The 15,167-nt window shown below is 73.6% G+C and carries 11 protein-coding genes; 7 read left to right on the forward strand and 4 right to left on the reverse strand.

All coding sequences use genetic code 11. The annotated features are described in order from the left end of the window. Nucleotides 1-36: 36 nt before the first annotated feature. From ACZ470_RS01790 to ACZ470_RS01810, 5 genes are all read left to right on the forward strand, one after another. Entirely contained in the window at nt 37-2,472 is a 2,436-nt protein-coding gene (locus ACZ470_RS01790; RefSeq protein ID WP_468423444.1) for an MMPL family transporter, read from the forward strand. A 643-nt stretch (nt 2,473-3,115) separates the two neighbouring features. Then, on the forward strand, nt 3,116-3,796 hold the full coding sequence (locus ACZ470_RS01795; RefSeq protein WP_468423446.1) for an HAD family hydrolase: 681 nt from the start codon (nt 3,116-3,118) through the stop codon (nt 3,794-3,796). Then, nucleotides 3,793-5,436, forward strand: a complete 1,644-nt coding sequence (locus tag ACZ470_RS01800; RefSeq protein WP_468423448.1) for an FAD-dependent monooxygenase — start codon at nt 3,793-3,795, stop codon at nt 5,434-5,436. The genes ACZ470_RS01795 and ACZ470_RS01800 overlap by 4 nt, the downstream gene beginning before the upstream one ends. A gap of 38 nt (nt 5,437-5,474) precedes the next feature. After that, a complete protein-coding gene (locus ACZ470_RS01805) occupies nt 5,475-6,524 on the forward strand; it encodes a ScbA/BarX family gamma-butyrolactone biosynthesis protein (RefSeq protein WP_468423450.1) in 1,050 nt (349 codons plus the stop codon). Between the two features lie 104 nt (nt 6,525-6,628). Beyond that, entirely contained in the window at nt 6,629-7,234 is a 606-nt protein-coding gene (locus ACZ470_RS01810; RefSeq protein ID WP_468423452.1) for a response regulator transcription factor, read from the forward strand. Nucleotides 7,235-7,252: 18 nt separating this feature from the next. Here ACZ470_RS01810 and ACZ470_RS01815 read toward each other — a convergent pair whose 3' ends face one another. The 4 genes from ACZ470_RS01815 to ACZ470_RS01830 form a co-directional block, all read right to left on the reverse strand. Then, nucleotides 7,253-8,506, reverse strand: coding sequence for a sensor histidine kinase (locus ACZ470_RS01815; protein ID WP_468423454.1), 1,254 nt, complete (start codon nt 8,504-8,506; stop codon nt 7,253-7,255). 79 nt (nt 8,507-8,585) lie between these two features. After that, a complete protein-coding gene (locus ACZ470_RS01820; RefSeq protein WP_468423456.1) occupies nt 8,586-10,208 on the reverse strand; it encodes a SagB/ThcOx family dehydrogenase in 1,623 nt (540 codons plus the stop codon). Nucleotides 10,209-10,333: 125 nt separating this feature from the next. Continuing rightward, nucleotides 10,334-12,718, reverse strand: a complete 2,385-nt coding sequence (locus tag ACZ470_RS01825; protein WP_468423458.1) for a TOMM precursor leader peptide-binding protein — start codon at nt 12,716-12,718, stop codon at nt 10,334-10,336. Next, complete coding sequence (locus tag ACZ470_RS01830; RefSeq protein ID WP_468423461.1) at nt 12,715-13,023, reverse strand: TIGR04351 family putative TOMM peptide; 309 nt, start codon at nt 13,021-13,023, stop codon at nt 12,715-12,717. The genes ACZ470_RS01825 and ACZ470_RS01830 overlap by 4 nt, the downstream gene beginning before the upstream one ends. A 311-nt stretch (nt 13,024-13,334) precedes the next feature. On the opposite strand from ACZ470_RS01830, the gene ACZ470_RS01835 reads away from it, so the two are divergent. Both ACZ470_RS01835 and ACZ470_RS01840 read left to right on the forward strand, forming a co-directional pair. Then, the gene (locus ACZ470_RS01835) at nt 13,335-14,171 is read left to right on the forward strand and encodes an AfsR/SARP family transcriptional regulator (RefSeq protein WP_468423462.1); all 837 of its coding nucleotides are present in this window, start codon (nt 13,335-13,337) and stop codon (nt 14,169-14,171) included. 163 nt (nt 14,172-14,334) lie between these two features. Beyond that, on the forward strand, nt 14,335-15,117 hold the full coding sequence (locus ACZ470_RS01840) for a thioesterase II family protein (protein WP_468423464.1): 783 nt from the start codon (nt 14,335-14,337) through the stop codon (nt 15,115-15,117). The last annotated feature ends 50 nt before the right edge of the window (nt 15,118-15,167 follow it).

The following is a 15,167-nucleotide window of genomic DNA, read 5'->3' on the forward strand; positions in this document are numbered from 1 at the left end:
ACCCCACCCGCCCAGACCTGCCACCGGGAGTCCTTCATGGCGCCCCTGCCTCACGACAGTTCACCGCCCGATTCCGCGTCCCCCGCCCGTACCGAGCAGCCGCCCGCCGGACTGTTCACCGCGCTGGCCCGCCTCACCGGCAACCGGCCCCGTCTGCTGCTCGCGCTCACCGTGCTCCTCCTCGCCGGGGCGGTGGTCCTCGGCAGCGGGGTGGCCGACCGGCTGCGCAGCGGGGGCAGCGGCGGTGTCGTCGACCCGTCCTCCGAGTCCTCGTACGCCGCGGAGATCCTGGAACGCGAGTTCCCCGGCGCCCGCCCCAACCTGGTCCTGCTGGCCCGCGCCGACGCGGGCGTCGACGACGCCGGGGTGGCCCGGCAGGCCCGGGAGCTCGCCGCCCGGCTCGCCGACGAGCGCGGCGTCACGGGTGTCACCTCCTACTGGGACACCGGCTCCCAGGCCCTGCGCTCCGAGGACGGCCGGGAGGGCCTGATCGTCGCCCGGCTCACCGGGGACGACCTGGCGGCCGAGCGCACGCTGGAGGAGCGGATCATTCCGCACTTCGACGGCGGGCAGGGCGACCTGTCGGTCCGGATCGGCGGCAGCGTCGCGGTCCAGCACGAGCAGCAGACCTTCATCAGCGAGGACCTGGTGCGCGCCGAGCTCATCGCGCTGCCCATCACGCTGATCATCCTCATGGTGGTGTTCGGCAGCGCCGTCGCCGCGCTGCTGCCGATCGGCATCGGCGTGATCGCGATCCTCGGCACCAACGCCGTGCTGCGCGTGCTGACCTCGTTCACCGACGTCTCCGTCTTCGCCACCAACCTCACCACCGCCCTCGGTCTCGGCCTCGCCATCGACTACGCGCTGCTGATCGTGCGCCGCTACCGGGAGGAGCTGGCCCGCGGCCGGGACATGCCCGGCGCGCTCGCCGCCACGCTGAACACCGCCGGGCGGACCGTGCTGTTCTCCGCCGCGACGGTGGCCGTCGCGCTGGCCGCGATGCTGGTCTTCCCGCTGTACTTCCTGCGGTCGCTCGCCTACGCCGGGATCAGCGTGGTGGTGCTCGCCGCCGCGTCCGCGCTGCTGGTGCTGCCGGCGCTGCTCGCCGTCCTCGGCCGGCGGGTCGACGCGCTGGACGTGCGCAAGCTCGTACGGCGGGGGAAGCGGGAGGAGGGCCGGGCCGACGGGGCCGGAGCGGGCTGGGCCCGGCTGACCGGGTGGGTGATGCGCCGGGCGCCGCTGGTGGCCACCGGCACGCTCGCCGTTCTGCTGCTGCTCGGCGCGCCCTTCCTGAACGCCCACTTCGGCACCGCCGACTACCGGCAGCTGCCCGACTCGGCCGAGTCCCGGGTGGTGCAGGAACACATCAGGGACGACTTCCAGGGCAGCCCCACCGGTGTGGTCGAGGTCGTCACCCGGCAGGCAGGAACCGCCGAACTGGGCGCGTACGCCGAGGAGTTGTCCCGGCTCGACGGAGTGCTGCGGGTGGACGCCCCGACCGGGGGCTACACCGACGGCCGCTCCGTCGGCGCCGGGCAGCCGGGCCGGGTCTCCGGAGACATCGCGTATCTGACCGTCGTGCCCGGCGTGGAGGCGATCTCCGAGGACGGCAAGCAACTCGTGCGGGACGTACGGGCGGTGGACGCGCCCTTCGCGACGTACACCGCCGGGACGACCGCGGCCCTGATCGACAGTCAGAAGGCCATCGGCAGCGGGCTGCCGTGGGCCGTCGCCATCATCGTGCTCGCCACGCTGGCGCTGGTCTTCCTGCTCACCGGCAGTGTGCTGATCCCGGTGCAGGCGGTGCTGCTCAACGCGCTCAGCCTGACCGCGATGCTCGGCGCCGTGGTGTGGGTCTTCCAGGACGGCAACCTGTCCGGGCTGCTGGGCTTCACCCCGACCGGGAGCGTCGAGACGGCGCTGCCGGTGCTGATGTTCTGTCTCGCCTTCGGACTCTCCATGGACTACGGCCTCTTCCTGCTGTCCCGGATCAAGGAGGAGCGGGAGCGCGGCCGTGACCACAAGGAGGCCGTCGTGGCGGGCATGCGCGGCACGGGCGGGGTCATCACCGCCGCCGCGCTGGTCCTGTCGGTGGTGATGGTGGCCATCGGCACGTCCCGGATCACCAACACGAAGATGCTCGGACTGGGCGTCGCCCTGGCCGTCCTCATGGACGCCATGGTGATCCGCACGCTGCTGGTGCCGGCGGTGCTGTCCATCACCGGCCGGGCGAGCTGGTGGGCGCCCGGCCCGCTGCGCCGGCTGCACGCACGGATCGGCATCAGCGAGAGCGGCCCGGCCCGCCGGGCTCCGGCTCCGGAGCCCGGGGACTCGGGCGCGGGGCCCGACGCACGGGTACGCGACGCAGCGGACCCGGCCCCGACGGACGCACGCGAACCGGACACACCGGCCCACCGGGCCGCCGAGCCCGCCGCCCCACTCAGCGCGGCGGCGGGAAAACCCGCCGGCTGACCCCCGCCCGGCACCCACGCGAGCCACGGCCGTGAAGACGGCCCGGCCTCGAGCGCGGGCCTGCGCCGCGACCCGAGCGTGGCACGGGCCCGCCTCGTGCGCACTCCGTGAGCCACGGCTCCGGACGACGGTGCCGGCCTGCGTCACCGCCCGAGCGTGGCGCGGGCCCGCCCCGTGCGCGCGGCGTGTGCCGGTGCCTCCGGCACGGTTGCGGGTGGCGGGCGCGAGCCCGTGCCGTGCGCACCGGTGAGGGTCACAGGCCCGGGCGCGGGTCGGCGCGGTCCGCGCAGGTGGGCCACGTATGCGGGAGGACCGAAAACCGGTCCTCCCGCATCTCGCTTTGGCGCCGCGCAAGCCGGCGTCATTAGTGTCCGGGACGCGCGGTCGGGCGGACACCGGATCGACAGAGTGCGGTCGGCCGGACCACGGGGACCGGCGAATCCGTGACGCGTCCCCCGACCGCCGCCCAGCCCACACCCGGATCAGCCGCAGCCGTGTCCCGGCCCGGGCCGTTCACCGTCGTATCGACGCGGGAGCCCGGGCATCCACGGAGCAAAGGGGGAGCAGTCCGATGACATCCACGCAAACCGCCGGGCCGCGTGCGCAGTCCGCACGCCCGGCCCCGGCACCGGAGGGAGACGCCATGGCCGTCGACACGGTCGTCGTCGACTACGGGGGAGTGCTGACGAACCCGCTCGTCGAGATCTTCGCCGCCTTCGCCGACCTCGCCGGGATCGACGCCGGCGACCTCGCCCAGGCGTTCCTCGCCGCCACGGAACGCCACGGGGAGACCCCGATGGCGGCCCTGGAGACCGGCGGGATCAGCGAACGGCAGATGGTGGACCGGATCCTGGCCGAACTGCCCGAGGGCTCCGGCCGGATCCTCGCCGACGGGCAGGGCTTCGGCGAGCTCTGGTTCCGCGGCCGGCGGCCCAACGAGCCGTTCCTCGCCTTCCTGCGCTCCCTGCGCGCCGCCGGCTACCGCCTCGCCCTGCTCACCAACAACGTCCGCGAATGGGAGCCGCTGTGGCGGGCCCAGATCCCCGCGGACGAGCTGTTCGACGTCGTCGTGGACTCGCACCGGGAGGGCGTGCGCAAGCCCGACCCCCGGATCTACCGCATCCTGCTGGAGCGGCTCGGCACCACCCCGGAGCGCTGCGTGTTCGTCGACGACACCGAGGAGAACTGCCGGGCGGCGGAGGAACTCGGCATCCGGTCGGTGCGGTTCACCGACACCGCCGCAGCCGTCCAGGAGATCGCCGGACTGCTCGGCTGCCCCGCCGCGCCGGCCCCGGCCGGGACGACGGGAGGTGCGGCGCGATGACCGCACCGGTTCTGATCGTCGGCGCGGGGCCCACCGGGCTCACCGCCGCCTGCGCCCTGTGGGACCTCGGCGTGCCCTGCCGCGTCGTCGACCGGCGCCCGGGCCCCGGCACCGCCCCGAAGGGGCTGGTGCTGTGGAGCGGCGCGCTGGAGTGCCTGCGCCGCCTCGGCGTCTCGGACGAACTCGCCCGCGTCGCACTGCCGTTGGCCGGGGCGTCGTACTGGTCGCGGGGCCGGCGCACCGGCGCCGTGCGCTTCGGCGGGCTGGAGAACACCGCGTTCCCGGGCCCGCTGTGCGTACCGCAGCCGGTCACCGAGCGGGCGCTGCACGAGCGGCTCACCGACCTCGGCGGCACCGTCGAGTGGGACACCGAGGTCGTGTCGGTGACGGTGGACCGCGGCGGCTCCGCCGAGTCGGCGACCGTCACGCTGCGCTCGGCCGTCGGCGAGCAGACGGTGACCGTGCCGTGGCTCGTCGCCGCCGACGGCGCCCGCAGCCTGGTGCGCGACAGCGTCGGCATCCCCTTCGAGGGGCACACCTTCGACCGTACGTTCCTGATCGGCGACGGCCGGCTGGACGGCGCCGGCGCCGAGGCCGAGGTGCGGCACCACATCAGCCCGGACGGGGTGCTGGTGATCGTCCCCCAGCCGGACGGCCACCGCGTCTTCTTCGACATGGAGCCCGACGGACGCACCGAACCCCCGTCCACGGAACTGCTCCAGCGGCTCCTCGACGAACGCGGGCCGGGCGGACTGCGGCTGCGGGACGTCCGGTGGTCCAGCCGCTTCCGGGTGCACGCCAAGGTCGCCCCGCGGTTCAGGGAAGGGCCCGTACTGCTGGCGGGCGACGCGGTGCACGCCCACACCACGGCCGGCGGCCAGGGACTCAACACCGGTGTCCAGGACGGCTACGACGTCGGCTGGAAGCTCGCCGCCGTGGTCCGCGGCTGTGATCCGGCCCTGCTCGACAGCTACGAGGCGGAGCGCCGCCCCGCCTCCGTCCGGGCGGTCAGGAACGGCGACCAGCAGACCCGGATGTGGCTGCTGCGCAGCCCGCTGGCCCGCACGCTGCGCGACACCGTGATGCGGGCGCTGTCCGGTGCCGGTCTGCTGGAGAAGAAGGCCCTCCCGGTGCTCGCGCAGCTCGACCTGGACCACTCCGGGAGCCCGGCGGTGGCCGACCTCGCGGGCGCCTCGGCCGCCCCGCGCGCCCTGCGTCCCGGCCGACGCGCCCCCGAGCTGTCGCTGACCCCGGTGCACGGCACGGCGGAGACGTCGCTGCACGCCCATCTGGCCGCCGGACGGCACACCCTGCTGGTGTACGGCGACGGCGAGGCGGGACGGCGGGCCGCGCGGGCCTGGACGGCGCTCCGGGAGCGGGGTGCCGAGGACACGGCGCGGGTGCTGTGGATCCGGCCCGCGGACACGGACGGGGGTGACGTCCCGCCGACCGGCGCCGGATTCGCCGTCGTACGGGAACGGACGGACACGTGGGCCGGGGCCCGTGCCCCGTGGTGCGCGTATGTGCGGCCAGACGGTGTCGTCGCCGCCCGGTCGGGCCCGGACGGCCTCGACGCCCTCCTCGCCCGTGTGCCGTCCCGTCCGTCACTCGCCACGCCGGCGCCGGCCGTCCCGCGCTGACGCGCCCCCGCCACCGAACTCTTCCGGAAGGACCCGCCATGCCCATGCCCGCATCCACGCCCGCGTCCACCGTCGCGGTGGACACCGTCGAGCAGAACACCGTCGAGCAGAACGTCCTTGAGCAGAACGCCCCTGAGATAGAGCTGAGTTACGACGCGACCGTTCCCCGTGCCCTGGTGCACAGAGCGTCGATAGCCGAGGTCTTCGTCACCGACTCCGCCCCGACCGGCGAGGACTCGTTCGTCGTCGCCGCGCAGCTCCCGCGCGGCCATCTGATCGGCGAGAGCTCCCCGTTGTACGACTTCACCCTGCTGGTGGAGGTGGTGCGGCAGGCCGGTGTCCTGATCGCCCACCGCCATCTGGACGTGGGCCTGGAGTCCGTGTTCATCTTCCGCAACCTGCGGCTGCGCACCGTCGCCTTCGAGCCGCTGCGCATCGGCCGTCGGCCGGCCGACCTGCGGGTGACCGTGGACGTACGGGCCCGGCGCAACCGGGCGGGACGCGTGCAGGGGTTCACCTTCACCGGGGACGTCCTGGTCGACGGCAGGCCGGCCCTGACGGGGGAGGGCGGGCTGCTGATCCTGTCCAAGGCCGCCTACCGCACGCTGCGCGGCCGGCGTCAGGTGCCCGACCACCCCGGGTTCCTGCTCCCGCGCTTCACCGCCGCCGAACCGTCCGCCGTGGGCCGCAGGGACGCCCGCAACGTGTTCGTCACCCATCCCGTCGTCGAGGGCGAACCGAGCTCGTACAGCGCCCAGTTGGTGGTCGATACCGGCCATCCGCACGTGTTCGACCACCCGTTGGACCATGTGCCGGGCCACCTCCAGATGGAGGCCGCGCGTCAGCTGGCCGTCGCCTCCGTCGCCCGGCAGCACGGCGTCGACCCGTACAGCCTGGCGGTCGCCTCCATCACCACCGACTTCACGGACTACGCGGAACTGGACCGGATCACCCGGCTGCGGGCGTCGGTCGAGAACTTCCGCTGGGACGAGGAGCTGGGCACTTTCGTCACCGCGGTCCCCGTGGAGGCGGTACAGGAGACGACGGTCACCACCGCGATGCGCCTCGAAGTGGCCCAGTGGGTTTGAACTTTCAATAAGAATCGCGTCGCGCTCCCCCGTAATCCCTCAGTCCCGTAATATTCCAGCCAAAAGGCATCGGTAGCACCATCCGAGCCCGACGGGGGAGCGCATTGATACGCATCCTGCTCGCCGAGGACATGCACATGGTTCGCGGGGCCCTGGTGGCCCTGCTGGCCCTGGAGGATGACCTGCGAGTGGTCGCGGAGGTCGAGCGCGGTGACGTCATCGTCGGCAGGGCACTTGACTGCCGCCCTGACGTCGCCGTCATCGATGTCGACCTGCCCGGCCTGGACGGACTGAGCGCGGCGGAGCTGCTGGCCGAGCAGCTGCCGTCGTGCCGCACCTTGATCCTCACCAGCCTCGGCCGGCCCGGGACGCTCCGCAAGGCGCTCGCGGCGCAGGTCGGGGGCTTCCTGCTCAAGGACGCGCCGCCGGACCGGCTGGCCGACGCGGTGCGTCAGGTGGCGGCGGGCAAGCGGGTGATCGATCCCCAACTGGCCCTGGCGGCCTTCGACAACGGTGAGAACCCGCTGAGCCCGCGTGAGGTGGAGGTGCTGCGGATGGCCGCGGACGGGGCGGAGGCCGCGGAGATCGCCGGCCAGCTGTTCCTGTCGGTGGGGACCGTCCGGAACTATCTGACGACGGTCGTCACCAAGCTCAACGCCCGCAACCGGGTCGACGCCATCAGACTGGCCAGGGACAACGGCTGGCTGTGAGGCCGAACCGGCCTGTGGTCAGCCGGTGTTGCGGGAAGCAAGCCGCAGCGGGGCCTCGGCCCGCAGTACGAAGTGACCCGTCTCGTCCACTCCGGAGGAGAGCCGGCCCCCGACGGACGTCAGCCGGTACTGGAGGTTCTCCAGGCCGCTGCCGTCCGGGGCGGCCGACAGGTCCCAGCGGCTCGACGTCCCGCGCTGCGCCCCGTCGTTGGAGATGACCAGGACCATCTCCTCGGAGTCGGTGGTCCAGCTCTCGATCCGGCAGTTCTCCGCCTTGCTGTGCCGCAGCAGATTGGTGATGGCCTCACGGAGCACCGTGGCCATGATGGTGTCGATCTCCCCCTCGGGCGGCTCACCGCGCAGCTCCGTCGTCACCTGGATCCCGGCCGCCTCCAGCACCGACCGCGCCGACACCGCCTCCACGGCCAGGGACATCTCCCGGTAACCGCGGGCCACCGTACGCACGTCGGACAGGGCCTGCCGCGAGATCTCCAGGATGCCGGTCAGCTCGTCCAGCGCGCGGTCCGGGTGGCCGCCGACGAGGCGGCAGGCCAGCTCGCTCTTGAGGGTGATCGCCGACAGGCTGTAGCCGAGCAGGTCGTGCAGATCGCGGGCGAACCGCAGCCGCTCCTGGGTGACGGCCAGCCGCGCGAAGTCCTGCTGGGCCTCCTGCACTTCGAGCACCAACTGGGCGAGCTGGCTGAGCCCGTACACGATCAGTGCCGTGAGGACCGTCGACACGGCGATGTACACGGAGTTGACGGGGTCCATGTCCAGGAGCGGCCCGGTGCCGCAGGCCGTCGCGACGACGACCCCGAACAGCGGCCACGCGACGGCCGGCCGGAGCACCAGCAGCACGGAGGCGCCCAGGAAGCCGGCCATCCCGGCCCAGCCGAACCCCAGGGCGAACAACGGCAGATAGGTCAGCAGCGCCTGGAGGGCGAGGGTCCATCTGCCCCAGCGTTCCCGGAAGCGGCGTAACCGGTAAGCGGTGTGGACCAGTTGCAGCAGGAAGATGAGGCCGAAGCCGAGGGTCGAGGCGACCAGGACGAGCGCTCCGGGCTCGGCGTCCAGGATGTTCAGGAAGCCGACCAGGACGAAGCCGCACTCCACGGTCAGGACGAGACTCAGGGCGAGCTGGGGCGGCGGAGCGCCGACCCCCAGCATGCGCATCGCGGCCGAGAGCGCGGGTGCGTCACCCGAACCCGCACCGGATGTCTCGACCGAGGTTTTTCCGAAGCCTCTGCCCGAGGGCGATCCGGCCAGCTGCATGCGTGCTCCCCCACCACGAGATCAGCTCAGGGCCTCAGTCTAGGGATTGCGCATGAATTCGAAAGCTTGAATGTAGGATTCATGAACGAATAGCGGGTGACCTGGGGAGAGCCCGCGGCCGCCGCTCCTCGCGTCGTGTGCCGAGCGCGAATCCGCCGACACCTGGCTCGATCCGCCAGTCCGTACCGGTGGTACGGGCCGCCAGTTCGACGTCCCCGCTGCCCAGCGCGCACGGCGCCAGACCCATCGCGGTGGCGATCAGATACATGCTCTGGGTCACCGCGCCCACATGTTTGAGCGTCAGCGCGTAGGCGAGACCGCTGTACTTCCACGACAGCCGGTGCAGGCGCGAGGTGATGGTGATGACCACCGACGGCGGCTCGGCCAGCCCCGCCACGATCCGCGCCTCGTCGAGCCGCTCCGACACCGCCGACTCCTCCTCGGCGTCACCGATCCGCACCAGACAGTGCTCCAGCGGGGCGTAGTAGTGGATGCCCGCCGGGATGCCGGCGCAGTCCCGGACGGTGAGGTAGAACTCCAGCTCGTACGCGCGGCCACCGCTCGGGTAGGGACGGTCGGTGTACGCGTCCGACGGGCCGTCGCCGCGGTGCTCGCGCAGACCGCGCACCCGCAGGGCCCGGTAGAGGAACTCGCCCAGCGCGGCGACGGTGAGCCGGTCCGTGCCGTAGGAACGGATGCTGCGCCGCTCCTCCAGCACGGTGGTCAGCGGCGGGTCGGCCGCCGCCACCTCGCTCAGCGAGGGCTTCGGCAGGACCGTGCGCGGGCCCTCCGGGAGGGGCTTGACCGGGGGAGAGGGAGGCATGACCTCGGCGAGCGGATAGGTGGCGCCGAAGTCGGCGTCGTGCCGGCCCAGCGTGGAGCGGCTGTGGAAGAGCAGGTCCACGGCGGACCAGGTGCGCAGCGCCGGATCCCGGTCCTCGGCGAAGTCCGGGGCGGCCGGACAGCCCTCGGCGGTCACCGCCGGGGCCTCCTCGTCCCCGGTGCCGTCGGGGCCGCCCGTGGCGGCGGGGACCGCCATGCCGGTCGCGACCAGCAGGGCGATGATCTCCGAGACCGTCTGGACGGTCAGCGGCACGGCCGCCGCGACCTCCTCGGTGGTGACCGGGCGGCCCAGCATGCCGACCACCCAGGAGGCCTCCGGACCGTGCAGCACCACCCGGTGCAGCGAGGTCGGGGACTCCAGGACGAAGCCCTGCCCCTCGCTGCGCAGGAACGCGAACCGGGACAGCCGCACCGGCTGCCGACGGCCCACCGGCACCGGCCGGAGGCGGGCCGTCGGGGCGATCGGGACGGCGGACAGCAGCAGACGGTCGGCCCCCTCCAGGGTCAGCGAGCGCACGACCATGTGCTGCAACCGGTGCAGCACCACCAGGATCTCGGCCTTGGAGCCCGCGGACGGGCCGACACCGAGCCCGCGCGGCGCGCGGTCCGGGCCGGCCGGCACCAGCTCGGCCGCCACGTTCGTCAGCGAGATCGGGCCGAGGCTCATCCGGCGCAGCGCCTCACGCACCGTGGGTCCCACGCCGCGCAGCCGCACCTCCCCCCATCGCCCGGAGAGCAGGACGGAACCGGTAGCACCGCTCGTGTCGACCAGGACGTCCTCGCGGAGCGACCAGAGGGAGACACAGCGCCTGACGTCCGGCGCACCGGGGACCTCGCCGGACGGGCTCTCGGCTGACATGGGAACTCCTGAGGGGGGCACGAAGAGACGGCGGTGGGGGCGCCGCGGGGGGTCGGGGGCAGGAATCGACGGAACGGGAATCGCAGGAACGGGAATCGCAGGAACGGAGATCGTGGGACCGGGGATCAGACGAACAGAGGTACGGGATTGAGGGATTCGTACGGTGTCGGCTCGGGCAGCCGGCCCAGCCGCACCGGTACGTCGAACAGCCGGCCCGCGGCGAACCGGGCCCAGAAATGGCGCAGGCCCGGCACCACCACCCGGACCACCGGAAGGCCGATGTCCGGCCTGGTCTGGTCGAGCACCAGCAACTCCATGCCGTGGTCCCGCAGCAGCGCCACGGCCGTGTCGACGTCGTCCCTGAGGTCCGGGCTGTGCCGGTGGGCGAAGTCGGCCGGGCCGCGCTCCGGGTGCGAGCCGTCGGGCAGCAGATGGGGCTGGTTGCGTACGGTGGCGCCCCACCACCAGCCGAGCAGGTCCGCGGCGGTGGAGCCGTATCCGGTGCCGTCGCGCCGGGCGTCGGCCACCACCGGCAGCAGCTGGTTCATCTCGGTCAGGGCGCGGCGCAGCGCGACGGCCGGGTCGAAGTGCGCGCCGAACCCCAGCATGATGTCCTCCGCCGGTTTGTCGGTACGCCGGGACAGGGCCGCGAACACCGGCACACCGAGGTCCGAGGTGAGGTCCAGGGCCCACACGTCGCGGTTCAGGGACCGGTAGACGTCCAGCAGTTCCGCCGTCCAGGCGTCGCCGAAACCGCCGGGACCGGTCAGGCGCACGCCGGGCTGGCGGGTGCGGTTGTACCACCACAGCGCCACCGCGTCCCGTTCGACGAGCTCCAGGAAGCCGTGCAGGATCGCGTCCTCGAGGCTGCTGCCGGCGGCGCAGCCGTTGGAGTCGGCGCGCAGCGAGCGGCGCCCCGCCACCGCGGGTACCGGCCCGTCCGCCGGGCCCGGGAAGTACAGCATCCCGGTGGGCAGCAGCCGCTGCCGCCGCCCGGTGAGCGACCAGACCGGCGTCCAGTCGACCGGGGCCAGGTCGTCGAAGGGCTCGGGGACCTGGTGGAACGAGCTGTGCAGGGCGTTCCACCGCTCACGGTCACGGAACTGCCGGGGATCGAACAACTGGCAGGCGTCGGGGGACACCGCCGCCTCGCCCAGGCCGCGCAGACTGTCCCGGACCCGCGGCTCGTCCCCCTGAAGGGTGCCGCTGTAGCGCTCCAGCGCCTCGCACATCGCGCTCACCCGGGCGTCGAGCGCGGTGACTCCCTTGCCGCCACTGACCTGACGCAGCCCGGCCCGCAGCCGCTCCAGGTCGCCACCGCCCACCGCGGGGTTGCGGCCGGCCAGGTAGCAGTGCAGGCCGGCCGGTGCCCTCGGGTCCCGGCGGATGTCCTCGATCACCCCGGTGACGGGGCTGATCAGATGCCGGTAGTCGTCGTGGACGTCCTGGGTGGAACAGGCGCGGTGGCCGCCGGCGCCGTACGGCGTCTTGGGCCGGGAGACCACGGTCACCGGGCGCCGCACCTGCTCGGCGACCAGACCGGGGTCGCCGCAGTCCGGGCACTGGGGGCGCCGGCGCAGCTCGTGGTGGCGGGTCGTCAGGGTGAGGGTGTCCAGGGTCAGTACCGAGGACTGGCCCGGGTAGCGGTAGCCCGCCAGCCACTTCGCCGCCTCCAGCGCCGTCAGTTCGGCGGCCGCGGTCGCCGAGCAGGACAGCCGGGCGGGGGGACGGGGCACCGGCCCGGTCAGGCCGAGGGCCCGCCGCACCGGTGCCTCGTTGGTCCGGTGCCCGCGCAGCCGGTGGGCCAGACAGGACCAGCAGGGGCCGGAACCCGGCCGGAACACCGGGCCGATCCAGGCCGCCGACCCGCCCGGCCGGACCAGCAGCCAGGGCCGCCCCGTGACCTGGTGGGCGGCGTCGATCTCACGCAGCCCGGGGTTCAGATAGTCGTCGCAGACGACGACGGACAGCTGGCGGGCGCCCGTCCGCACGCCCCCGTCCGCGCCGTCGCCCCACAGGTCGCCGCCCACCACCGACAGCCCGGCGGCCCGGCAGGCCGCCAGCACACCGTCGGAGCTCGCGTCGCCCACCGTCAGCACCCGCAGCGCGGCCGTCGCCAGCCCGTCGAGGGCCTCCGTGCCGTCCAGACCGGCCAGCTCCCAGTACGCGCGGGCGGCACCGCGGGCCGTTCCGGCGCGGGCGCCGGGCTCGGCCGGGGCGTACCCCACGAGACCGGCCTGCGCCAGCCGCGCGATCAGCCGGCCCGCCTGCTCGGCCGGGATGTCCGGAGCGGCCTCCCGCAGCACCGACGGCAGGTCCCGGGTGCCGTCGAGCAGCGGCACCAGGGCTTCCACCCGGCCGCCCTGGAGCGCCGTGACCCCCCGGTCGGACAGCAGATACGCGGCGTCGTCGGCGACGACCTCGGCCCTGAGATGGCTGCGGAAGCCCACGCGCCGCCCGCTCGAGCCGGCCGGTGCGCGCGCGGGACGCTCACCGAAGACAGCGGTCACCTCGCGACCGCCCGGTCCCCGGCCGTCGTCAGGCCCGGCTCCGGCGCAGGCTCGTCCGCCCAGCACAGGCAGCCCGCCGCGTGCGCCAGCGGCGCCGGACGCGAGAGCTCCTCGATGGACAGCTCCTCCATCGGGTTGTCGGGCAGCGCCGGGGGCTCCTGGCCGGCGGCGAGCGTCACGCCGAACTCGGCGAGGACCGACCGGGCGTCGGCCCCGTAGCGGCCGGCCAGCTCGGGATCCAGCCAGGCACAGGCGACCAGTTCCACGAACCGGGCCTCCTGACCGGCCTGGAGACCGGCTCCCATGGTTCCGTCCGTGCCCGGCGTGATCTGAGGAACGGGAAAGATTCCTTCGTACACGTTGCCCTCCGCGTGAGACCTGACTGGATGTCCGACTGGCTGTCCGAGGCCGTGGTGACCGGCCCGGCAGACCAAATTGTTCGATCGCGGGAGGGGGTGAGGACAGTGTTCCGTTCACGGCTCTCCCATGAGTTCGTCATGGGGTGCGCCGTTGGCGAATCACACCGGGGCGGTGAACGGCTCACTGGGAGCGCGAGGCCGGCCGTGCCATCGTGGAGCGCCCCGAAGAAACCTCGCGGTTGGTGGGAGGAGAACCGATGGAGATCCGGGTCCTGGGGCCGTTCGTCGCCCGACTCGATGGCATGTCCGTGGTGCCCAGCGCGGCCAAGCCGCGCCAGGTACTGGCCCTGCTGGCCCTGCGTCCGGGACAGGCGGTGACCGTTTCCTCGTTGCTCGACGAACTGTGGGGCGACGCGCCGCCGCGGACCGCGCCCGCCACCCTCCAGACGTACATCCGACAGTTGCGCCGGATGCTCGGACAGGCACTGGGGCCGGGCGCGATCCGCGGGCCCAAGGACGTGCTGTGCACCCGCTACGGCGGCTACGCGCTGGACATCGCGCCGGCCGAGGACGCCACGGAGTTCCAGCGGCTGTGCGAGGCCGGCCAGACGGCGCTGCGCGAGGGCTCCGCGCCGGAGGCCTCCCGGCTGCTGCACCGGGCCATGGCGTTGTGGCGTGGCGCGGCCCTGGCGGACGTACAGATAGGGCGGGTGCTGGAGGTCGAGGCGTTACGGCTGGAGGAGACCCGGCTCGGCGCGCTGGAGGCCAGGGTCGAGGCCGATCTGCGGCTCGGCCGGCACGCCGCGCTGCTGGGCGAACTGACCGCCCTGGCCGCACAGCACCCCCTGCACGAGACCGTGCACGCCCAGCTGATGCTGGCGCTGTACCGCTGCGGACGGCCGTCCCACGCGTTGAGCTCCTACCAGCGGTTGCGCCGCACCCTGGTCCGGGAGCTGGCGATGGAGCCCTCACCGCGGCTCCAGCGGCTGCACCAGGCGATCCTGCGGGCCGACCCGGGCCTGGAACTCCCCGACGCGGCACCGTCCGGCGGCGCGGGCCTGACCGCGGCGTACCTGGCTCCCGCCTCCGCCTGACCGTCCCGGCACACCCGCTCCGTCTCCCGCTCGCCTCCCGTACCCGTCCCGGTTGCTGCGTTCCGGCCGTTTGGCCCGCCTTAAGCGCCGCTGCCGACGCTGGGGGCAGCGCGGGCCGCGGCCCTCACCCGGCCACCGCGTACCGAGAGGAGAACGGGGCACTATGACGCGATATCTGAGGCGTGGTGACACGGACCGGAACGGCCGCCTCCGCATGTTCTGCTTCCCCTACGCGGGGGGCGGTGCCTCCGCCTACGCCGGATGGCAGCGCCGGCTGGGGGACGCGGTGGAGGTACTGCCGGTACGGCTCCCCGGCCGCGAGGCCCGCATGGCGGAGCCGCGCTTCACCGATCTCACCGCTCTCGTGGCGGACCTGGACCGGGAACTCGGCGACGAACTCGACCACCCCCATGTGCTGTACGGGCACAGCATGGGTGCCCTGATCGCCTTCGCGCTGGCGCAGCACCGCCGGGCGCGCGGCGCACGACTGCCCCACGCGCTGCTGCTGGGGGCGCACCGCGCCCCGCATCTGCCGGCCCCGCCGGTCATCCACGGCTATGTGTCGGACGACGGCGAACTGGTGCGCGGGCTGGCCATGCTGGGCGGTCTGCCCCGGGTACTGCTGGACCGGCCGGACTGGCTGTCGGCGCTGCTGCCCGTGGTTCGCGGGGACCTGATGCTGTGCAGCGGTGCCCCCGAGGTGGACCGCACCCCGCTGCCGGTCCCGCTGCACACCTTCGCCGGCGCCGAGGACCGGCTCGTCACGGTCCCGGAGATACGGGAGTGGGACGCCTACACCACCCGGGGGAGCGAGACCGTGGTGGTGCCGGGGGGCCACTTCTTCATCAGGGACGAGGAGACGACCTTCCTGGACCGCCTCGCGGAGGTCCTGGACCGCTACGCAGCGGCACCGGACCTGGTCCTGGTGGGAGCCTCGGGAGACTGACCCCCAGTCCACACGAACGGCCGCCTTCCCGGCGCGAGGGGAGGCGGCCG

This window comes from Streptomyces sp. NPDC031111, assembly GCF_055570675.1.